The following is a 20488-nucleotide window of genomic DNA, read 5'->3' as shown; positions in this document are numbered from 1 at the left end:
ACCTTATTCACCCAGATATTCCATCGCTACGCGGGAGGTCAGCTTAGTGATCAATTCATAGGCGCTAATACCGGTACAGGCCGCGATCCTCTCGACGGGTAATTCGCCCCCCCATAGCAACACTTCATCGCCGACTTTGTCGTGGGCATCTGGCCCGAGATCGACAGAGATCATATCCATGGAAACTCGGCCGACAATGAAAACTTCGCGGCCATTGACCCACATCGGCGTACCGGATGGGGCGCTGCGCGGATAACCGTCGCCGTAACCAATCGCCACCACACCCAAGCGCGTATCTCGCTCACTGACCCAAGTGCCACCATAACCCACAGGCTCGCCAGCTTTATGTTCGCGCACCGCAATCAGGCTGGATTTCAATGCCATGGCTGGCAATAAATTGAAATGGCTGGCGTAGGGCTCATCCAACGGCGAAACACCGTACAGAATGATCCCAGGGCGAACCCAGTCACGGTGCGCTTCTGGCCACAGCAAGATGCCGCCGGATGCCGCAATAGATTGCTTACCGGGCTTATCGGTAGCAAAGGCATCAAAACAGGCCAGTTGCTGACGAGTGGTATCCACTTGTGGCTCATCCGCACGACTGAAGTGGCTCATAATATTAACTGGCTGAATGACATTCCGGCATGTACTTAAGCGCTGATAAAAAGCTTCCGCGTGTTCAGGGCGAACGCCCAGACGGTGCATCCCGGTATCCAGTTTCATCCAAACATTGATCGGGGCGGGAAGATCGGCGGCTTCCAGCGCTTCCAGTTGTTCAATGCTGTGGATCGCCGTTTCAATGCGGTTCGCCACCAGAATCGGCAGGTCTTCTGCGGCAAAGAAGCCTTCCAGCAGCAAAATTGGTTTTACAATTCCGCCGGAACGCAGCATCAGGGCTTCACCAATCCGCGCGACGCCGTAGCAATCGGCATCCTGCAAGGTATGCGCTGTTTCTAATAACCCGTGGCCATAAGCGTTTGCTTTCACAACAGCAATCAGGCGGCTTTGCGGCGCCATGCGCCGAACCTGTTGCAGGTTATGTCGCAGAGCGCGGCGGTCAATTACTGCGGTTGCCGCTTTCATTTCTTATCCTTAGTAGATGTTATGCCCAAAGTCATTGGAGTTGCAGATAGGCCGCAAGCTAACAACCCTGCGACTTCAAGTACGAGGGGATATTATTCGTCGTCGTATTGCGGGCCGGCATAGTTATCGAAACGTGACCATTGACCATTAAATTTCAGTCGAACAGAACCGATCGGGCCGTTACGCTGTTTACCCAAAATAATTTGTGCTATCCCTTTCTCATCACTGTTCTCGTGATAAACCTCGTCACGGTAGATAAACATGATTAAGTCAGCATCCTGCTCAATGGATCCAGATTCACGTAAGTCGGAGTTAACTGGCCGCTTATCGGCGCGCTGCTCCAAACTACGGTTAAGCTGCGACAGCGCCACCACCGGCACTTGCAGCTCTTTGGCTAAGGCTTTCAGGGATCGTGAAATTTCGGCGATTTCCAAGGTCCGGTTATCCGACAGCGACGGCACCCGCATCAATTGCAGGTAGTCGATCATGATCAGACTTAAGCCGCCATGCTCGCGGAAGATACGCCGGGCGCGGGAGCGCACTTCAGTGGGGGTCAGGCCAGAGGAGTCATCGATGTACATGTTGCGCTTTTCCATCAATATCCCCATGGTGCTGGAGATACGCGCCCAATCCTCGTCATCGAGCTGGCCGGTACGGATGCGGGTCTGATCGACATGTGACAGTGAGGCCAACATACGCATCATGATCTGGTCGCCGGGCATCTCCAAACTGAAGATCAATACCGGCTTTTCCTGCATCATCGCGGCATTTTCGCATAAGTTCATCGCAAAAGTGGTTTTACCCATTGATGGACGCGCCGCAACAATAATCAAATCTGACTTCTGCAAACCAGCGGTCTTTTTATCCAAATCGGTAAAACCGGTTGAGACACCGGTGACACCATCATGGGGGCGCTGATAGAGCTGCTCAATACGCGCCACTGTGGCTTCGAGGATCTGATCGACACTTTTCGGCCCTTCATCTTTGCTGGCCCGGCTTTCGGCAATCTGGAAAACTTTGGACTCGGCCAAGTCCAGTAAATCTTCACTGCTACGCCCTTGAGGATCGTAACCGGCATCAGCTATCTCATTGGCCACGGAGATCATCTCACGGACGACGGCACGTTCGCGCACGATATCAGCATAAGCACCGATATTCGCCGCACTTGGCGTATTTTTGGATAATTCTGCCAGATAGGCGAAACCGCCAACCGAATCTAAGTCGCCCTTTTGCTCCAGTGACTCAGACAAGGTGATCAAGTCGATCGGCTTGCTGTTTTCCAGCAAGCGCTGCATTTCAGTAAAGATCCGGCGATGCGGGCGGCTGAAAAAGTCATTACTGGCGACGCGTTCTGACACATTATCCCAGCGCTCGTTATCCAGCATCAAACCGCCCAACACGGACTGCTCTGCCTCCAGCGAATGAGGCGGGAGCTTCAGCCCTTCCATCTGGCGGTCTCGTGGCTCTGTCATATTGTTAGTTGGTTTTTTGGCAGCCATGAAGAGTGTTCTTTACCTTTGTTGCGAATAGAAAAATGACGAATAGAAAACATAGCGACCTAGTATATACCCAAAGCAATTGGAGTTGCAGGTGGGCGGTAAATGAATGATAAATCGGCCAGATGCCGAGCAGTGATTTACTGAGTGAATGCCGCTATCTCAAACACTGAGGGCGGATGATGAATTACCTATCACTTATCGGTCTTAGCCAGATCTTGGCTACTTATGCAGAACCCTGTAGGGTGAAAACAAATCTACATTGAGGAACCAATATGGCAAAGCATATTCAATTTACCACCACTGGCGGGCCTGAAGTATTGCAATACCTTGATTTCACACCAACAGATCCCGCAGTTGATGAAGTTCAGGTAGAGAACAGAGCGATCGGCATTAACTATATTGATACCTATATCCGTAGCGGGCTTTATTCGCCACCCCATTTCCCAAGCAGCTTGGGGACAGAAGCAGCTGGCGTCGTCGTGAAAGTGGGTTCATCGGTTCACACCCTAAAAGTGGGGGATCGGGTGGTCTATGCTCAGTCAGCCCTCGGCGCTTACAGTGAAGTGCATAATGTCGCAGCGGAGAGGATTGCCTTGCTCCCTGAGCAGATCTCTTTCGAACAAGCGGCGGCATCATTCCTCAAGGGGCTGACAGTACAATATTTATTGCGTCAGACCCATGAAATCAAACCCGGCGAACTGTTTTTATTCCACGCCGCAGCCGGCGGGGTCGGACTCATTGCCTGCCAATGGGCAAAAGCACTGGGCGCGAAACTGATTGGCAGTGTTGGCTCGGATGAAAAAGCCGAATTAGCCAAAGCTGCGGGTGCCTGGGCGACGATTAACTATCGTACCGAAAATATCGCCGAGCGGGTGGCTGAGCTGACCCATGGCGAAAAAGTTGGCGTCGTATATGACTCGGTGGGGAAAAGTACCTGGCTCGACTCACTTAACAGCCTTAAACGCCGAGGTTTGTTGGTCAGCTTCGGTAATGCCTCCGGCCCGGTGACAGGGGTTGACCTCGCTATACTGAACCAAAAAGGCGCGCTGTATGTGACCCGCCCGTCACTCAATGTGTATGTAACCAATCGGCAAGAGCTGGAAAGCGCCAGTCAGGAGCTGTTCTCGCTGATTACCAGCGGTGCGATTAATGTTGATGTGGCTAAAAAACAGCAATTCCCGCTGCGGGATGCCCGTCTGGCCCATGAGATATTAGAAAGCCGCCAGACCACGGGGTCCAGCTTGCTGATCCCTTAATTTCCGGCGCTAATAATGGATAGCCCAATATTGCTATCCATTATTTAAATTAGCATTTATTAAAAAAATTACTTTCTATTATTTTCAGCCAACTGACGACTAAACCCCAATTGCTCTGAGCGCATTATCTATATATCCTCAGTTTGTAATACTGAAACAGCTTTATTCATTACATACATTGAGGTTTTAATTATGCATAACTCAGAAACTAATAGAGATATAAAAACATTATTGAACGCTTTCTATCGTGACAATAGAATAAGCAATGAAGAATTTCAGATCCTGCGAGACTTTGCTGATGAAAGATTTGATTTAATACTAAATAAATATGGCAAAAACAATAACTTATCTGCCTTTCAAAAAGCCACTGATATCACCACCCAATTAATGCAACAAAGTTTCTTTGATATAAAAGAGAAATGTCCGAATGAAGAAGAAAAGAAAGCTATTCAGGAGGCATTTGTCGCTCAAATAGTTTACATTGTTGCCAATTATAATAGATTTTTTACCAACCTTTAATATTATAATTTCACGATTTCAATTATTTACTTGATTTATTTAGTGTTTTAGCATTAGCCTTGTACTATATATAAAAGTAATAATCAGAGCCTCTATTATTCGAGGCTCTGATTATACTATTTCTTTGATGCCTTTGTAGGGGTACAGCAGAGTATTCCACCAGAACTAACTGCCGCTTATACGGCTATTTTTACCTCTGGCAGGGATGAAAAGTGATACCAAATCGTATTGCGTAGCATCCTAGCAAGCACATTGGAGAAAAAATACGTTTTCCCTCAGATTCGTCCGACTAAACTTTCAGGCTGTGATCGCTGCCGCAAGAAAGTGAAATTTTAGTAACGCCTGACAGTCGGTTTCTGCATCGAACGCCAGAGCCAGACGACGACAACGGCCAGAATCAGCCACGGCAACAGTTTAATCATCATGACGAATAACCCGCCGACCATCATAAAGGCCGCCGCAACCAGCAAAGCGGCAAATATTCCCAGCAAAGAAATACCGGTCACCATCAACATGATGAAAAAACCGATAACAAAAAGAAGTTCAAACATGGCAGGCTCCTTACTCATTGTTTATTTCCCCCGCGCCACATCGTCAAATATCACGGCACTGACCAGGGTTTTAGCAAGAGTATTACAAGAAACGTGCCAAACTGGGTAGGTTAGCTAATACATTGAATTTATTAACTATGATCTAACCACAGTCTATCCGATATCCCGATAGGCATGGTCAATTTGACTAACTTATAGTGAACTTTACTGTGGCCGAGTGACAAGCGCCAGCGCCTGCTCAACCACAGAGACATCCGCACCGGGCTTATGCGCATTTTCACTGAGATGCCGACGCCACTGACGCGCGCCGGGAATACCTTGGAAAATACCCAAAATATGACGAGTGATATGGCCGAGATAAGCCCCCCGTGACAGCTCCTGCTCAATATAAGGATAAAGCGCTTCAATCGCCTTAACGCTATCGACTACCGGAGCATTCGAATCAAACAGCTCGCGATCCACTTGCGTCAAAATACTTGGATTTTGGTAAGCTTCACGCCCCATCATCACCCCATCAAGGTATTTGAGATGCTCTTTGGCTTCAGCCAGCGTTTTCACTCCGCCATTAATGGCAATGGTCAATGCAGGGAAATCACGTTTGAGCTGATAAACCCGCTCATAATCCAGTGGCGGCACTTCGCGGTTCTCTTTCGGGCTAAGCCCTGAGAGCCAGGCTTTTCGTGCATGGATGGTAAAAATATCACACTCACCCTGCTCAGCGACGGTTTGCACGAATTCGCACAAAAACTCATAGCTATCCAGTTGGTCAATCCCAATACGGGTTTTCACTGTGACTGGAATAGAAACCACGTCACGCATGGCTTTAATGCAATCAGCAACCAGATTAGCCTCAGCCATTAAGCAGGCACCAAAACGACCATTCTGCACGCGGTCAGAGGGGCAACCTACGTTCAGATTTATTTCATTGTATCCGCGAAGCTCAGCCTGTTTGGCACAATGCGCTAATGCCTGCGGGTCGCTACCACCGAGTTGCAGCGCGACAGGATGATCCTGCTCACTATAAGCCAGATAGTCGCCTTTACCATGAATAATGGCACCAGTGGTGACCATCTCGGTATAGAGCAAAGTTTGTTTGGTTAACAAACGATGAAAATAGCGGCAGTGGCGATCTGTCCAGTCGAGCATCGGCGCGACGGAAAAACGTTGTAGGGGGTATGGCGGCTTAGTGGCCTGAGTGCTGGAAAATGTCTGAGCTTCGTGCATTTACTGTGATTTCATCTGTTATTACTGCATCTATTATCCATTGATTTGCTCACTAAGTGAACAGTACAAAGGGATGGAATTTGCGATTATACCATAGAACCTTGCCATGGCTGCTCGCGTGATGGTGAGGCTATATGATAAGTGATAATGAAGCGGTGGCAGCGGTGACATGCCAGAATTGTGATACCCGCCTTCCCCTCACCTTTTCATCTATCGGCGATTAACAGTAAATATGGTAAAATCAGTTCAATTCGAATGCTGCGGGATGTATATGATGAACCCTATCAATCAGGAAAAACTGCTGGCTCAGGCTGAAAGCTTATGCCAACAACGTAACGTCCGGCTGACACCGCAACGTCTTGAAGTATTACGCTTAATGGCGCAACAGCCTGGCGCAATCAGCGCGTATGATTTATTGGATTTACTGCGCATTTCTGAGCCTCAGGCCAAACCGCCGACCGTTTATCGCGCGTTGGATTTCTTACTGGAACAAGGGTTTATTCACCGTGTTGAATCAGCGAACAGCTATGTGCTGTGCCATCATTTTGAAGAGCCAACCCATACTTCGGCGCTATTTATCTGTGATCGCTGCAAGATAGTGACAGAACGTACCACAGTGGGTATCGAAGAAGCGCTGGCGCAATTAGCCAAACAATCAGGTTTTACCCTGCGTCATAGCGTGGTTGAAGCTCATGGTTTGTGTGCTGAATGCGGAGTCGTTGAAGCCTGTGACAGCCATGATCATTGCGATCACGATCACTCGATTGTGACCAAAAAGAAATAGTGCTCTGGCGAGAGTAAATAGACTGTCGCTCGTAAGGCGGCAGGATAATAAATAAAGAGAAATAAAACACTTCCTTGTGTCGCATTGATATAAATACTCAGTCTGATGAAATGCTTTTTATTAAAAATGGTTATCTTCTGATAATTAAATAATCAGCAATAAAATGTAGATTTAATAATAAGCATGTTACTAAGCGAGAAACTAAATTAATTTACATCAATATAAACTTAATTCCATTTAACGCAGCTGTTACCAGTGATATTTACTGTGGTCTTCCCAGGCTTTAACTTCTTTCTCGGCTTGCTCTTTCTGGTAGCCGTACTTCTCCTGAATTTTCCCGACCAACTGGTCCCGCTTACCTTCAATAACCTTAAGGTCATCGTCGGTCAGCTTACCCCATTTCTCTTTCACTTTGCCTTTAAACTGCTTCCAGTTACCGTCGGCTTGATCTTTGTTCATGATATCTCCGTTAGCTTGTGATGAGTCAGTTTATTTAGTACGACGAACATTCGCTATTTATTACAACGGCATTATTTAAGTTTGACCATTCACAGTCATTGCTTATTTAAATATCGTCACGATGCTTATCGTAGGAATAACTATAGCAGAAGAGACTGATAATTGAAGTCTGGATAATATTTATCACTGGGATTGTGATGGAAAAGAAAAAATAAGCACTGATAATATTTAGCTAAAACAGGAGGTAATAGCGTATTGTCGGAATGTTCTCAATCTAAATATAATTAAGCCATTTAGAGGGAGATGGCGAATATACCCTCCTGACGCGAAGGGTATATAGAGAACACTAAAATCAGATCCAGTCGCCATTACGGATGACGCCAACGGCCAATCCTTCAATGGTGAAACTTTGCTCTCGCAGATCAACAACAATCGGCTGGAACTCGCTATTTTCTGGTAGAAGTTGCACGATATTACCCTGTTTTTTCAGGCGTTTTACCGTTACTTCATCATCAATGCGGGCGACAACTACTTGCCCGTTCCGCACATCCTGCGTTTTGTGTACCGCCAGCAGGTCGCCATCCAGAATACCGATATCTCTCATCGACATCCCATTAACCCGCAACAGAAAATCTGCGCTTGGCTTAAACATCGATGGATCGACTTTATAGTGCCCTTCGATATGTTGCTGTGCCAGCAGGGGTTCACCTGCGGCAACCCGCCCAATCAGTGGCAGGCCATCTTCTTCTTCCATCAGCAAACGAATGCCACGGGAAGCGCCAGAGACAATCTCAATCACACCCTTACGGGCCAGTGCTTTTAAATGCTCTTCAGCGGCGTTAGGAGAGCGAAACCCCAGACGCTGCGCAATTTCAGCACGGGTCGGTGGCATGCCGGTTTGCGCTAAGTGATCGCGAACCAGGTCATAAACCTCTTGCTGTCTGGTAGTAAGTGCTTTCATTCCGCCCCCTGTTTGTTTATACAGTCTTGCTGTGAGTATATACAGGTAAGCGGGTGTTGGGAACCAAAGAGTGAATAAAAACAGGGATTAATCACAGCTTATTTGTGTCCTGTTGTGAACTCACTCCTCCGCTATTGGCGATTACATTAACCGAAATGGTGCCAAAGTGCGGTTATCCAGACGAAAATGGCTAACAAAACAGCTAAAAACACGGCGGCGGAACCCATATCTTTCGCGCGTCCTGAAAGCTCGTGGAAATCACTGCCGATTCGGTCTACCACAGCTTCAATCGCACTGTTGATAACTTCGATAATGATCACTAATACGACACTACTAATTAATAAAATGCGCGTTACAGCATCTATATCCAGCCAAAACGCCAGTATGATAGCCATGATGGCAGCGACAGTTTCTTGGCGAAAAGCCGCTTCATGCTTCCAGGCTGCGCATAAGCCTTTCGCAGAATATCCCGCTGCTTTATAGATTCGAGTGAGCCCTGTGACTTGATTCGCCATGTTTTATTGCCTTTATCTTAAGTAGATGATGATTTTTACCGCTTTCTGTTGTCTCATCACCACAGATCTAAAAACCAGTTTCTGGTATCCTTGCGATGAATTGCTAACAAGAGGCTTCATGTAGTTATGTCAGGTTGGCGTAAAATATATTATAAGTTGTTGAATTTACCACTTAAATTGTTGGTAAAAAGCAAGGTTATTCCGGCAGATCCTGTGACTGAGTTAGGGTTAGACCCGTCTCGTCCTATTCTGTACGTTTTGCCTTACAATTCTAAGGCTGATTTACTGACTTTGCGAGCACAGTGTCAGGCGCTGGATCTGCCCGACCCATTGATTCCATTGGAGATCGATGGCGTGCTACTTCCCAGCCATGTGTTTATCGACAATGGCCCGAGGGTCTTTCGCTATTACGCGCCTAAACAGGAGTCGGTAAAACTCTTCCACGATTATCTGGATCTGCATCGCAATAATCCGGCGCTGGATATCCAGATGCTGCCTGTTTCCGTGATGTTTGGCCGCTCACCAGGCCGTGAAGGTCATGGTACACCACATCTGCGCGTGCTTAACGGCATACAGAAATTCTTTGCCGTCTTGTGGCTAGGGCGCGATAGCTTTGTCCGTTTCTCAACCACGGTCTCACTGCGCCGTATGGCCAGCGAACACGGCACAGATAAAACCATCGCCCATAAGCTGGCGCGTGTGGCGCGGATGCACTTCTCACGTCAACGCCTGGCGGCTGTTGGCCCAAGTCTGCCGGCCCGTCAGGATCTGTTCCAAAAGCTGTTAACCTCCAAGGCGATTGAAAAAGCCGTGGCTGATGAAGCGCGGACCAAGAAAATCTCCCATGAGAAAGCGCAGCAGAACGCCATTACCCTGATGGAAGAGATTGCAGCGGACTTCTCTTATGAAGCCGTGCGTCTGTCTGACCGGGTATTGAGCTGGACGTGGAACCGCTTGTACCAAGGCATCAATGTCCATAATGCTGAGCGCGTGCGGCAACTGGCGCAAGATGGTCATGAGATAGTCTATGTACCTTGCCATCGCAGCCATATGGATTATCTGCTGCTCTCCTACGTGCTCTATCATCAAGGGCTGGTGCCGCCACATATTGCTGCCGGTATTAACCTTAACTTCTGGCCTGCTGGCCCGATTTTCCGCCGCTTGGGCGCGTTCTTTATTCGTCGCACCTTTAAGGGCAACAAACTCTACTCAACCGTGTTCCGTGAATATCTGGGCGAGCTGTTTACCCGTGGTTATTCGGTGGAGTACTTTGTGGAAGGGGGCCGTTCACGTACCGGCCGCCTGCTGGAGCCAAAAACCGGTACGCTGTCGATGACCATTCAGGCCATGCTACGCGGCGGTTCGCGCCCTATCACCTTGGTGCCGATTTATATCGGCTATGAGCATGTGATGGAAGTGGGCACTTACGCCAAAGAGCTACGTGGCGCGACCAAAGAGAAAGAGAGCCTGTTGCAGATGCTGCGTGGCTTGCGCAAATTGCGTAATCTCGGTCAGGGCTATGTTAACTTTGGTGAACCGATCCCGCTGACCACCTATCTGAACAGCAATGTGCCGCAATGGCGGGATGCTATCGATCCGATTGAAGCCCAACGTCCAAGCTGGTTGACGCCAGCGGTGAATGATTTGGCTGGTAAGATTATGGTCAGAATCAACAATGCGGCCGCCGCCAATGCCATGAACCTCTGTTCTACCGCGTTGTTAGCGTCACGTCAGCGCTCACTGACCCGCGAACAGTTGCTTGAGCAGCTCGACTGCTACCTGCAACTAATGCGCAATGTACCTTATGCGAAAGATGTCACCGTGCCGGATAAAACGCCGGAAGAGTTACTGAATCACGCCTTGAATATGAATAAGTTTGAGGTGGAGAAAGATAATATCGGTGACATTATCATCCTGCCACGGGAACAAGCCGTGCTGATGACCTACTATCGCAATAATATCCAGCACTTGCTGATACTGCCGTCTCTGATTGCCAGCATGGTGATGTACCAGCGTCGCATTACCCGCGCCGAGTTGTTGCGTCAAATCAGCATGATTTACCCGATGTTGAAGGCTGAACTGTTCCTGCATTACAGCAAAGAGCAGTTGCCGCAGACGCTAGATACCTTGATTGATGAACTGGCTCGCCAACAGTTGATTTGCGACAAAGGGAACGAATTAGTGCTGAATCCGGCCCGTATTCGCCCGCTGCAACTATTGGCCGCCGGGGTGCGAGAAACACTGCAACGCTACGCAATTACGCTGTCGCTACTCAGTGCCAACCCCAGCATCAACCGTGGCGCGCTGGAGAAAGAGAGCCGCATCATGGCGCAGCGTTTGTCCGTGCTGCATGGGATTAACGCACCGGAATTCTTTGATAAAGCGGTCTTTTCAACACTGGTCGGCACCCTACGTGAAGAGGGTTATATCAGTGATAGCGGTGATGCGGTTCAGGCCCATACGCTGGAAGTGTATAACATGCTGAGCGCCTTGATGACGCCAGAAGTGAAGCTGACGATTGAAAGTGTCAGTATGCCAGCAGAAACCAGCAACCAACTGCCGGAACCTGAGGCAGAGGATAAGTCGGAAGATTAATCCTTCAGGGTAAAAATTGGAGTGGCCAGATTGATCATCTGGCCATTTTTTTAGCGTCTTGTCATTGCTTACATGTAGTTGATGAGAATGCCTAAAAACAGCACCAGTCCCACATAATTATTATTCAAAAACGCACGGAAACAGGCGTCCCGCTCACGCCCGGCAATCATCTTCTGTTGATGAACAAACAGCGCTCCCGCCAGCAAAATTGACCAGTAGAATGCCCCGCCTAGATTCATCAACCAGCCTATGACCACCAGCAGCACCAGCGTGGCCAGTTGCAGCAAACCAATGATCAGTTTGTCATACTGACCAAACAAAATGGCGGTGGATTTCACGCCAATTTTTAGATCGTCGTCACGATCAACCATCGCGTATTGAGTGTCATAAGCCACTGTCCAGCAGATATTGGCCAGTAATAGCAGCCAGCAAACCAGCGGTAAACTTTCGCTGACCGCAGCAAAGCCCATGGGGATTGACCAGCCAAAGGCTGCACCTAAGACCACCTGTGGCAGATGGGTGACCCGTTTCATAAACGGATAAATCCAGGCCAGTGCCAGTGCCGCCAGCGACAGCGCGATGGTCATGAGATTGAGGGTTAAGACTAAACCAAACGAGAGCAGCACCAGGAGCACGAATAGGATTTTGCTCTCTTTTTCGCTGATGATGCCGCTGGGTAATGGCCGGGAGGCGGTGCGTTTCACAAAGCCATCAATATGTCGGTCAGCATAATCATTCACCACACAACCGGCCGCGCGCATGAAAAAGACCCCTAAGACAAAGACTGCCAGTATCCGCATCTCAGGGATGCCTTGCCCCGCCAACCATAGCGCCCACAGGGTCGGCCACAGCAGCAGTAATGAGCCAATTGGTTTATCAATACGCATCAAACGGCAATAGGCCAGCCATTTGCTCTGAACAATACTTCCCTTCAATTTATCCATCTCCTAAATCTCACCGCCACATCAACCGGCTGAAACCGAATAAAGCGGCGAGGCCGGTAAAAAAACTTCAGTCAGTAACAAAGGCTTGCCAGACAGGCGCAGCAACGAGCGGCGCGCCCATAGTGCATCCTGTCGCCCCACCTGAATATAATCCCGGGTTAAATTGTCGCCACCAAATAAGTAGCGCCCCAGCGGTAATGTGCCTAAATCTACCAGTGCACGATCAGGGCCGGACAGGGTCTCCTCAGGGATCACCGTGCGACCTAGTAGCCAGGGTTCATTATCACCACACAAAATGATTTCCCGCAGCCAATAACGTTCGCTTACGGGTAAATGCTCTGCATCTTCACCTAACTCACGGCGCGTAATAAAGCACTCCCGTTGCGGTTCGACGTGCACCCGCTGGCAATGTTGCTCAAAACGCCGCGTCATCGACCCCAACTCCATCAGCCAGTCAGCGATATCAGTGGGAATATTTGGCTGCTCAATGGCACACCATTGGATAGGTTTTAAAATTGATGCATCGCCGGTAGACATGCGACTCGCTCCCTGCTGGGGATAAAACAGTGACCAAATAGAGTGCCATTGTAGCGCAGAATGGCGCTGTGGCGGCAGCTGATTATCATAACCACAACAACCAATTAACTCGGATATATTCAGCGGATAGAGAAAGAGAGAATAGAAGATCGGTGCATGCCACGGAGAGAACCGGCAGATCGTAAAGACGCCGTCAGCCACTTATTGGGAAATACCACAACGAAACAAGGCGTAGCGAGCGGCAGTAGTTTAGGTGCAGACAGCGCGCAGTAGCCGCTTATAATCCCCCAATAAAAAAGGTGCGTCGAAACGCACCAACCATCGAGCCATACTCGGCAGTGCCGGGATTTAACCCTTGCCTTTTACACTACCAATAAAGGTTTTTCGGGCTGAAGTTGAGCCCAAATGTTCCGCCTCGTTCAACAATTTAAGCGCCTTATCGACATCGCCGGATTTCACCGCGTCTTTAATCGCCTGGTTGAAGTAGTTTTCAGTCTCGCTCAGCATCGGTTCTGCTGGTTTTGCTGGTGCCGCTACCGCTGCGGGTTGAGCGGCGCTGCCCACCACTACTGGGGCCGAAACCGGTGCTGACTGAATCAAACCAATCATGACATTACCCATGCCTTGCTCGGCAGTGGCTTTGATTTTCAAGTTGCCCGTTGGGGTATGTTTGGCAATTGGGTCTGGAATATCTGGCACCGCATTACCCACGCCCATGGCGTAAGCTTTGGCCGGATCAAGCAGTTTGGTGGTTTTTGCCAGATCTTCGCGCGTGGTATACACCAGCAGATAAATTTGTTTCTGGCCCAGCGCTGGCGTCAGTTTCATCACCCCTTGCAGGCGGTCGCTGGTCATGATGCCCGCTTTTTCATAGGTAAAATAGCTGGAGGGGTAATACGCGGCCGGGCGCATTTGCTCGTCGAGTACTAATACGCTAGGGGAGAACAGCTGGTTATCGGTCACTAAGCTGCTGAGAGTGATCTCCATCGATCCACGATCGGCAGGCAATGCAAAAGCAGCAACCGCCCCTTCAATATTCCCTTGCGAGATTTGCGGGCTGGCAGCTGTCAGTTTGATGTCTTGGGTCGCCGGTGGCACTAATGGCTGCCATGGCAACTGCTGTAATGTGGCGGTACTGATAGTCGGCGCGATAGAAACATTCGCCGGAGAAATGGTTGAGTCGGCGGCTGCCAGAGGTGCGGTGATCCCCAGAGCCAATGCCAGACAGAGTGTCAGCAGATTCTTTTTCATTATTATACCCTCATACATTGAGCGTCGGCGCTAACTGTGCACAGGCAAGGTTGGCAGAGTTAACCAATTATACCCGTCATACTTCAAGCTACAGGGGTGTTGGCTGCAACTCGAATTATTTAGGGTATATAGACTTATCTTGTTAAAAACAGGAATCAAAACAGAACAGCCGCCCCAAAGGACGGCTGCGACACTTCTGTTACCACCAAGCTTCGAATTGCGCACCGAAGGTGACTTCGTTGCTCTTGCCGCGGCTGTCAGTACCAATGGTGCCATTTTGCGCTAAACCATTGTCCGCGCTACCACGAACATCGTTATAGCCCCACTTCTCATCCCAGTTAGCATAAGTTGCGAAGACACGGATGGCCGGACGTGACCAAATGCTGTCGCCTGCCTGCCATTGTTGCGCCAAGGTCAGTTTGTACTGGCCGTTACGGTCGCCGGTACGTTGTGACTTAACATTGTCGTAGCCTGCTTCCAGCAAGGTACTCATGATTGGGGTCCATTTGTACATTGGGCGCACACCCACGCTGTACCAGGTGGTGCCGTTGTTGTTGTCCCAATCAGTATCCTGATACAGGCCGACATACATCATGTCCCACTTCTCAGCCAGATTAATGGCACCGTGGTCGATAACCCGCAGTCTGTGGCCGTTGTTATTAATGTTTGCGCCTTCGGAGTGACCTGATTGTGATGATGTCATGGCATCTGTTGCATACTGCACCACAAACTTGTTAAAGCCGCCCATCATGCTTTGGGTATGCTCAACAGTGAACATAACACCATCTTTAGAGGCGTCTTGTGCTAACGCATAATCGTCCTGAGTGTTGGCGCGGCCATAATCCACACCAAATTCCAGAGTGCCGCCTGGGTTAGTTTCTAAACCGGCTAAACGGACATCGAACACATCGTTGGCCGTGTGGTCAGCATCTTTACGTGCATTATCAATCCAGGCACTTGAACCGCCCGCTTCAGAGTTACGAGTTGCAGCCAGAGATAACTTACCGAAGCCCAGATCAATAGCCTCTACACCAGCACCAGGACCAGAAATATCCCAGTAGTAGAAGTCAATCATATGGACGTCATGACGTTGGTAGAAACGTTTACCGGCCCACATAGTGGAACCTGGCAACCATTCGATCAGATTCTTACCCTGCACATTGGCTTCACGGAAAGCCGGTGAAGTAGATTCCCAGTCATTCTGTTGCGCAACGGAATATGCCACGTTGGTATCGAAGTAGAAGCTCTTATCGCCCTCTTTCCACAACTCCTGGCCTAATTTAATTTCCGCATAAGTTTCACACTCGTTACCCAAACGGTATTTGCTTTGAGCACCTGTCGCTTTGAAACATTGTTGTTCGCCACCGCTTCCCGTCCAACCGATACCGGAACGAGCATACCCGTGGAAATCAACTGCCATGGCTTGAGTGGAAAGGACACCAGCGGCAACAGCCAGTGCTATCGGTAACTTGCGCAGAGTAGTCATCAGTAATCTCCTGTTATATTTGCCTGTCGGCATGCGTGCTTAACATTTGCCGTCACCGGGCGCGGCTATCATTAGACGCCCAGTTCTTGGTACAGCCGCTTGCATGCGGTGCCATCTTCGCGGAAGAGGTGGCAGCGATGTGGTGGCAGACCGATGGAGAATGTTGCACCTTCTTCTACCAGCACCACGTCGTTCTGGCGGTAAACCAGGTTCTGACGTATTGCCGGGATTTGGATATGAATTTGAGTCTCGTTACCCAGCTGCTCGACCACCTGAATCTCACCTTCCAGCGTGACTTCAGAGGCATTACTTGGCAGCAGATGTTCCGGGCGGATCCCCAAAGACATATTCGCGCCGACTTGAACCTGAGTGCCTTCTACTGGTAGCCACACTAACTGGCCATTGGGATTTGGCAGTTCGATCTGCACCTGATGAGGTTCAACGGCGGTCACTTTAACCGGTAAAAAATTCATTTTTGGCGAGCCGATAAAGCCCGCAACAAAGCGATTGGCTGGGTAGTGGTACAGCTCCAGTGGTTTACCCACCTGCGCCACATTACCGGCGTCCAGCACCACAATTTTGTCGGCCAGAGTCATGGCTTCGACCTGATCATGGGTGACGTAAATCATGGTGCGTTGCAGCCGCTTATGGAGCCGCGATATCTCAATGCGCATCTGTACTCGCAGTGCGGCATCCAGATTGGATAGCGGTTCATCGAGCAAGAAAACATCCGGCTCAGCCACCAAGGTGCGACCAATCGCCACTCGCTGACGCTGACCTCCTGATAGCGCTTTTGGCCGCCGGTCCAGCAGGTGAGCCAGTTGCAGCACTTCTGCTACCTGATTCACCCGTTGGTTAATTTCAGCTTTTTTTGCACCCGCCAATTTCAGGCCAAACGACATGTTCTCTGCTACCGACAGGTGGGGATAAAGTGCATAGGACTGAAACACCATGCCGATGCCGCGCTCAGAAGGCGGCACTTCATTCATCCGCTTACCACCAATCAGCAACTCACCCGAGGTAATGTCCTCAAGACCGGCAATCATCCGCAGCAGCGTTGACTTTCCACATCCGGATGGGCCAACAAACACCACAAATTCACCGTCATCGATCTCCAGATTGATATCTCTGGAGATCACAGCCTCACCAAAGGCTTTATAAACGCCACTCAGCGTGACATTAGCCATCTGTTACTCCTTTGCTTTCGCAAACAACTTTTCATAAAAACCTGAATGAAGAAAAATGGCGGAAGCAAATCCCGGCATAACCCATCGATAACTCCCAGCCCTGATAACTCTCTGGCTACGCGTCGTTCCGCCAGGCTTTAAGCCGGTTGCCCCGGACGACGTCGCGGCCTGAGTATAGGGCGACGCGTGAGTTAACGCTTCAACGTCTTGATCTGGCTGGGTAATAATTAACCGAACAACCGCATTTTGTTGGTAACGATGTCTCTATGCTGCTGATGCAGTTTCAGTGGCGGTGCCGTTTTTCAATGTTGCCGATAATGCGGGAGTGACACTATTAGGTAATCATCCGTAACAAAGTTTTTCATGGGGGAGGAGATAGGAGGATGAGGGAACGACCGGGGTAGGCAGAAGTTCCACTGTAAATACAAATACGTGATCTGCCTTGCAAATTTCGACCTGCATTATTGTGCCTGACACCACAGAATAGGCAGCAATGTTAAGTGGGTCACAATAACTCGTCGGGGGGCGTAGAGGGGGGGAGGATGATGCTGTATCCGGTTGTGACTCAATATGTCAGCGTAATGTATTGGTCAGTGCAATAACTGGCTTGCAGCTCAACATTTTTGCCACGCTGCCACACCCTCCTCACTGAGTGATTCACGGCGACACCGGCCTGAAAGTAGGCTAGAGAATTTACAGCTAATGATTCTCAAGAAAGTGAGTACCCACAAAATTGGATAAAAGGATTGGATTATGACTCGCAGCTTCACAAAATCCGGCATTGGTAAGACCGCACGTGTTTTGGCTCTTTCAGCGTTAACCACGTTGGTGCTCTCCTCCTCTGCTTTTGCCAAGATTGAAGAAGGTAAACTGGTTATCTGGATCAATGGCGATAAAGGCTATAACGGGTTGGCAGAGGTCGGTAAGAAATTTGAGAAAGACACCGGCATTAAAGTGACCATCGAGCACCCAGATAAACTGGAAGAGAAATTCCCACAAGTGGCGGCAACTGGCGATGGTCCGGACATTATCTTCTGGGCCCATGACCGTTTCGGCGGCTACGCACAATCTGGCTTGCTGGCTGAGCTGCACCCATCGAAAGCCTTCCAGGACAAACTGTTCCCATTCACATGGGACGCGGTTCGCTTTAATGGCAAGCTGATTGGTTACCCAGTGGCGGTTGAAGCACTGTCACTGATTTACAATAAAGATCTGGTCAAAGAAGCGCCGAAAACCTGGGAAGAGATCCCTGCGCTAGACAAAACGCTGCGGGCCAATGGCAAGAGCGCCATCATGTGGAACCTGCAAGAACCCTACTTCACCTGGCCACTTATCGCCGCTGACGGTGGTTACGCCTTCAAATCTGAAAACGGTGTTTACGACGTGAAAAACGTCGGCGTGAACAATGCCGGTGCTAAAGCGGGCTTGCAATTTATCGTCGATCTGGTGAAGAACAAGCACATCAATGCGGATACGGATTACTCCATCGCTGAAGCCGCCTTTAACAAAGGTGAAACTGCGATGACCATCAATGGCCCATGGGCGTGGTCTAACATTGATAAGAGCAAAATCAACTACGGTGTGACCTTGCTGCCAACCTTCCATGGTCAGCCATCCAAACCGTTCGTCGGTGTTCTGACTGCCGGTATTAACGCCGCCAGCCCGAACAAAGAGCTCGCCACTGAATTCCTGGAAAACTACCTAATAACCGACCAGGGTCTGGCTGAAGTCAACAAAGACAAGCCACTGGGCGCGGTTGCACTGAAATCATTCCAAGAGCAACTGGCAAAAGATCCACGTATTGCTGCGACCATGGATAACGCCACCAAAGGCGAAATCATGCCGAACATTCCACAAATGGCCGCCTTCTGGTATGCCACTCGCAGTGCGGTATTGAACGCCATCACTGGGCGTCAGACTGTGGAAGCGGCACTGAACGACGCGGCAGCCCGTATCACCAAATAACAGTTTCACCTGCAAAAGGGGCACAGTTCGCTGTGCCCCACCCAGTTTTCAGTCGTAATGCTGTTAATCAATAGAATCACCAAATCGTCACAAAAGGGACCATTATGCTGTTATCCCAAAGCCATAAAAAGAGAGTTGCCTGGTGGCAAAGTGATGCACTTAAGTGGCTGATTATCAGCACATTAAGTCTCTTAACCTGCTATTTGATCGTGTTGATGTATGCTCAAGGTGAATATCTTTTTGCCATAGTGACGCTGATTCTAGTGAGTCTGGGGCTGTATGTTTTCGCAAATCGTCGCGCTTATGCCTGGCGCTATGTCTATCCCGGCGTGGCAGGGATGGGGCTGTTTGTCCTGTTTCCACTGATTTGTACCATCGCCATCGCTTTTACCAACTATAGCAGCACCAACCAATTAACCTTCGAGCGCGCCCAATCCGTCTTGATGGATCGGCAGTTCCAAACCGGTAAAACCTTCACTTTTGGTCTCTATCCAAGCGGTAACCAATGGCGCTTGCAACTGACCAATCCCGATGACAATACCGTCCTGATTTCTGAGCCATTCAGCTTTGATGCTGTTGGCGAACATAGCGTCAAAGTGACCCCGGCCAGTGCTGAACAGAGTGGCGAACGCGCCTCCCTGCGGATCATTACCCAGAATCGTCAGGCGCTGAGTGGATTAGTGGCTATCCTGCCAGACGGTGGCGAACTGCGCATGAGTTCACTGCGCCAATTTGCCGAAACCAGCCCACTCTACACCTTGGGCGCGGATGGTAAAGAGCTTATCAATAAGCAGACTGGCGTTATCTATCGGCCCAATACAGATGTCGGTTTCTATCAGGCCGTTAGCGCTGATGGGCAGTGGGAAAATGAGAAACTCAGCCCCGGTTTTACCGTCACCATTGGCTGGAAAAACTTCCTGCGAGTGCTGCACGATGAGGGCATCCAGAAGCCCTTTATCTCCATCTTTATCTGGACCATTATTTTCTCGCTATTGACTGTGGTGTTGACCGTCGCGGTGGGGATGGTGCTGGCCTGCGTCGTGCAATGGGACTCCCTGAAAGGCAAAGCCATCTATAGGGTGCTACTGATCCTGCCCTACGCCGTGCCCGCTTTTATCTCGATATTGATTTTCAAAGGATTATTTAACCAAAGTTTCGGTGAAATCAACCTGATGCTGAATCACTTATTTGGCATCAAACCGGCCTGGTTCAGCGACCCTATCACCGCGAAAAGCATGATTTTGATCGTCAATACCTGGCTCGGTTACCCCTATATGATGATTCTGTGCATGGGGCTACTGAAGGCTATCCCTGATGATCTCTATGAAGCATCGGCAATGGATGGCGCAGGGCCATTCCAGAACTTCTTCCGCATCACTTTCCCGCTGCTGATTAAGCCACTGATGCCGCTGATGATTGCCAGTTTTGCCTTTAACTTTAATAACTTCGTGCTGATTCAGCTGTTGACCAATGGTGGCCCGGATATGATAGGCACCACCACCCCTGCGGGGTATACCGACTTGCTGGTCAGCTACACCTATCGCATCGCCTTTGAAGGCGGCGGCGGGCAGGACTTTGGTTTGGCAGCCGCCATTGCAACCCTGATTTTCATTCTGGTAGGCGCATTAGCGATACTGAATTTGAAAGCCAGCAAAATGAATTTCGACTAAGG

18 protein-coding genes are annotated in these 20488 nt (G+C 49.5%); 6 read left to right on the top strand and 12 right to left on the bottom strand.

The window, feature by feature from the left end; all coding sequences use genetic code 11:
- Nucleotides 1–3 precede the first annotated feature (3 nt).
- Entirely contained in the window at nucleotides 4–1083 is a 1080-nt protein-coding gene (gene alr, locus AACW11_RS03140) for an alanine racemase (RefSeq protein WP_212585923.1), read from the bottom strand.
- A 92-nt stretch (nucleotides 1084–1175) separates the two neighbouring features.
- On the bottom strand, nucleotides 1176–2582 hold the full coding sequence (gene dnaB, locus AACW11_RS03135; RefSeq protein ID WP_005191462.1) for a replicative DNA helicase: 1407 nt from the start codon (nucleotides 2580–2582) through the stop codon (nucleotides 1176–1178).
- A gap of 272 nt (nucleotides 2583–2854) precedes the next feature.
- Between dnaB and AACW11_RS03130 the strand changes: the two genes are divergently transcribed.
- Together AACW11_RS03130 and AACW11_RS03125 are read left to right on the top strand one after the other, a co-directional pair.
- On the top strand, nucleotides 2855–3838 hold the full coding sequence (locus AACW11_RS03130) for a quinone oxidoreductase (protein WP_212585922.1): 984 nt from the start codon (nucleotides 2855–2857) through the stop codon (nucleotides 3836–3838).
- Nucleotides 3839–4030: 192 nt separating this feature from the next.
- The gene (locus AACW11_RS03125; RefSeq protein WP_212585921.1) at nucleotides 4031–4357 is read left to right on the top strand and encodes a hypothetical protein; all 327 of its coding nucleotides are present in this window, start codon (nucleotides 4031–4033) and stop codon (nucleotides 4355–4357) included.
- Between the two features lie 332 nt (nucleotides 4358–4689).
- On the opposite strand, the gene pspG is transcribed toward AACW11_RS03125, so the two are convergent.
- Together pspG and dusA are read right to left on the bottom strand one after the other, a co-directional pair.
- The gene (gene pspG / locus AACW11_RS03120; RefSeq protein ID WP_212585920.1) at nucleotides 4690–4908 is read right to left on the bottom strand and encodes an envelope stress response protein PspG; all 219 of its coding nucleotides are present in this window, start codon (nucleotides 4906–4908) and stop codon (nucleotides 4690–4692) included.
- 204 nt (nucleotides 4909–5112) lie between these two features.
- Nucleotides 5113–6132, bottom strand: coding sequence for a tRNA dihydrouridine(20/20a) synthase DusA (gene dusA / locus AACW11_RS03115; protein WP_212585919.1), 1020 nt, complete (start codon nucleotides 6130–6132; stop codon nucleotides 5113–5115).
- A 274-nt stretch (nucleotides 6133–6406) separates the two neighbouring features.
- Between dusA and zur the strand changes: the two genes are divergently transcribed.
- Nucleotides 6407–6916, top strand: coding sequence for a zinc uptake transcriptional repressor Zur (gene zur, locus AACW11_RS03110; RefSeq protein WP_212585959.1), 510 nt, complete (start codon nucleotides 6407–6409; stop codon nucleotides 6914–6916).
- Nucleotides 6917–7165: 249 nt separating this feature from the next.
- On the opposite strand, the gene AACW11_RS03105 is transcribed toward zur, so the two are convergent.
- The 3 genes from AACW11_RS03105 to AACW11_RS03095 form a co-directional block, all read right to left on the bottom strand.
- The gene (locus tag AACW11_RS03105; protein ID WP_212585918.1) at nucleotides 7166–7375 is read right to left on the bottom strand and encodes a CsbD family protein; all 210 of its coding nucleotides are present in this window, start codon (nucleotides 7373–7375) and stop codon (nucleotides 7166–7168) included.
- 352 nt (nucleotides 7376–7727) lie between these two features.
- Entirely contained in the window at nucleotides 7728–8336 is a 609-nt protein-coding gene (gene lexA, locus AACW11_RS03100; RefSeq protein WP_004704739.1) for a transcriptional repressor LexA, read from the bottom strand.
- 146 nt (nucleotides 8337–8482) lie between these two features.
- Nucleotides 8483–8851: a diacylglycerol kinase gene (locus AACW11_RS03095; protein ID WP_212585917.1), complete on the bottom strand. Its 369-nt coding sequence runs from the start codon at nucleotides 8849–8851 to the stop codon at nucleotides 8483–8485.
- A 126-nt stretch (nucleotides 8852–8977) separates the two neighbouring features.
- Between AACW11_RS03095 and plsB the strand changes: the two genes are divergently transcribed.
- Nucleotides 8978–11446, top strand: coding sequence for a glycerol-3-phosphate 1-O-acyltransferase PlsB (gene plsB / locus AACW11_RS03090; RefSeq protein WP_212585916.1), 2469 nt, complete (start codon nucleotides 8978–8980; stop codon nucleotides 11444–11446).
- Between the two features lie 68 nt (nucleotides 11447–11514).
- Here the strand turns inward: plsB and ubiA are convergent, their stop codons facing one another.
- From ubiA to malK, 5 genes are all read right to left on the bottom strand, one after another.
- Nucleotides 11515–12381 carry a 4-hydroxybenzoate octaprenyltransferase gene (gene ubiA, locus AACW11_RS03085; RefSeq protein ID WP_212585958.1) on the bottom strand — a complete coding sequence of 289 codons (867 nt, stop codon included), beginning with the start codon at nucleotides 12379–12381 and terminating at the stop codon, nucleotides 11515–11517.
- Nucleotides 12382–12411: 30 nt separating this feature from the next.
- The gene (gene ubiC / locus AACW11_RS03080; RefSeq protein WP_212585915.1) at nucleotides 12412–12927 is read right to left on the bottom strand and encodes a chorismate lyase; all 516 of its coding nucleotides are present in this window, start codon (nucleotides 12925–12927) and stop codon (nucleotides 12412–12414) included.
- A 348-nt stretch (nucleotides 12928–13275) separates the two neighbouring features.
- Nucleotides 13276–14178, bottom strand: a complete 903-nt coding sequence (gene malM, locus AACW11_RS03075) for a maltose operon protein MalM (RefSeq protein ID WP_212585914.1) — start codon at nucleotides 14176–14178, stop codon at nucleotides 13276–13278.
- Between the two features lie 199 nt (nucleotides 14179–14377).
- The gene (locus AACW11_RS03070) at nucleotides 14378–15664 is read right to left on the bottom strand and encodes a maltoporin (RefSeq protein WP_212585913.1); all 1287 of its coding nucleotides are present in this window, start codon (nucleotides 15662–15664) and stop codon (nucleotides 14378–14380) included.
- A gap of 71 nt (nucleotides 15665–15735) precedes the next feature.
- The gene (malK, locus tag AACW11_RS03065) at nucleotides 15736–16851 is read right to left on the bottom strand and encodes a maltose/maltodextrin ABC transporter ATP-binding protein MalK (RefSeq protein WP_005271232.1); all 1116 of its coding nucleotides are present in this window, start codon (nucleotides 16849–16851) and stop codon (nucleotides 15736–15738) included.
- Between the two features lie 753 nt (nucleotides 16852–17604).
- Between malK and malE the strand changes: the two genes are divergently transcribed.
- Nucleotides 17605–18816 carry a maltose/maltodextrin ABC transporter substrate-binding protein MalE gene (gene malE / locus AACW11_RS03060; RefSeq protein WP_005271231.1) on the top strand — a complete coding sequence of 404 codons (1212 nt, stop codon included), beginning with the start codon at nucleotides 17605–17607 and terminating at the stop codon, nucleotides 18814–18816.
- A gap of 104 nt (nucleotides 18817–18920) precedes the next feature.
- A complete protein-coding gene (gene malF / locus AACW11_RS03055) occupies nucleotides 18921–20486 on the top strand; it encodes a maltose ABC transporter permease MalF (RefSeq protein ID WP_212585912.1) in 1566 nt (521 codons plus the stop codon).
- The last annotated feature ends 2 nt before the right edge of the window (nucleotides 20487–20488 follow it).

Source organism: Yersinia sp. Marseille-Q3913, from assembly GCF_963892745.1.
Taxonomy (GTDB): Bacteria; Pseudomonadota; Gammaproteobacteria; order Enterobacterales; family Enterobacteriaceae; genus Yersinia; species Yersinia bercovieri.
The sequence above is the reverse complement of the archived record's forward strand: the minus strand, read 5'-3'. Positions and strand labels throughout refer to the sequence as shown.

Coding starts and splice junctions, on each gene's coding strand:
- AACW11_RS03095 (WP_212585917.1), bottom strand. CDS start 8,851: ATGGCGAATCAAGTCACAGGGCTCACTCGAATCTATAAAGCAGCGGGA.
- zur (WP_212585959.1), top strand. CDS start 6,407: ATGAACCCTATCAATCAGGAAAAACTGCTGGCTCAGGCTGAAAGCTTA.
- lexA (WP_004704739.1), bottom strand. CDS start 8,336: ATGAAAGCACTTACTACCAGACAGCAAGAGGTTTATGACCTGGTTCGC.
- ubiC (WP_212585915.1), bottom strand. CDS start 12,927: ATGTCTACCGGCGATGCATCAATTTTAAAACCTATCCAATGGTGTGCC.
- malF (WP_212585912.1), top strand. CDS start 18,921: ATGCTGTTATCCCAAAGCCATAAAAAGAGAGTTGCCTGGTGGCAAAGT.
- malM (WP_212585914.1), bottom strand. CDS start 14,178: ATGAAAAAGAATCTGCTGACACTCTGTCTGGCATTGGCTCTGGGGATC.
- malE (WP_005271231.1), top strand. CDS start 17,605: ATGACTCGCAGCTTCACAAAATCCGGCATTGGTAAGACCGCACGTGTT.
- plsB (WP_212585916.1), top strand. CDS start 8,978: ATGTCAGGTTGGCGTAAAATATATTATAAGTTGTTGAATTTACCACTT.
- malK (WP_005271232.1), bottom strand. CDS start 16,851: ATGGCTAATGTCACGCTGAGTGGCGTTTATAAAGCCTTTGGTGAGGCT.
- AACW11_RS03125 (WP_212585921.1), top strand. CDS start 4,031: ATGCATAACTCAGAAACTAATAGAGATATAAAAACATTATTGAACGCT.
- dusA (WP_212585919.1), bottom strand. CDS start 6,132: ATGCACGAAGCTCAGACATTTTCCAGCACTCAGGCCACTAAGCCGCCA.
- AACW11_RS03130 (WP_212585922.1), top strand. CDS start 2,855: ATGGCAAAGCATATTCAATTTACCACCACTGGCGGGCCTGAAGTATTG.
- AACW11_RS03105 (WP_212585918.1), bottom strand. CDS start 7,375: ATGAACAAAGATCAAGCCGACGGTAACTGGAAGCAGTTTAAAGGCAAA.
- pspG (WP_212585920.1), bottom strand. CDS start 4,908: ATGTTTGAACTTCTTTTTGTTATCGGTTTTTTCATCATGTTGATGGTG.
- AACW11_RS03070 (WP_212585913.1), bottom strand. CDS start 15,664: ATGACTACTCTGCGCAAGTTACCGATAGCACTGGCTGTTGCCGCTGGT.
- alr (WP_212585923.1), bottom strand. CDS start 1,083: ATGAAAGCGGCAACCGCAGTAATTGACCGCCGCGCTCTGCGACATAAC.
- dnaB (WP_005191462.1), bottom strand. CDS start 2,582: ATGGCTGCCAAAAAACCAACTAACAATATGACAGAGCCACGAGACCGC.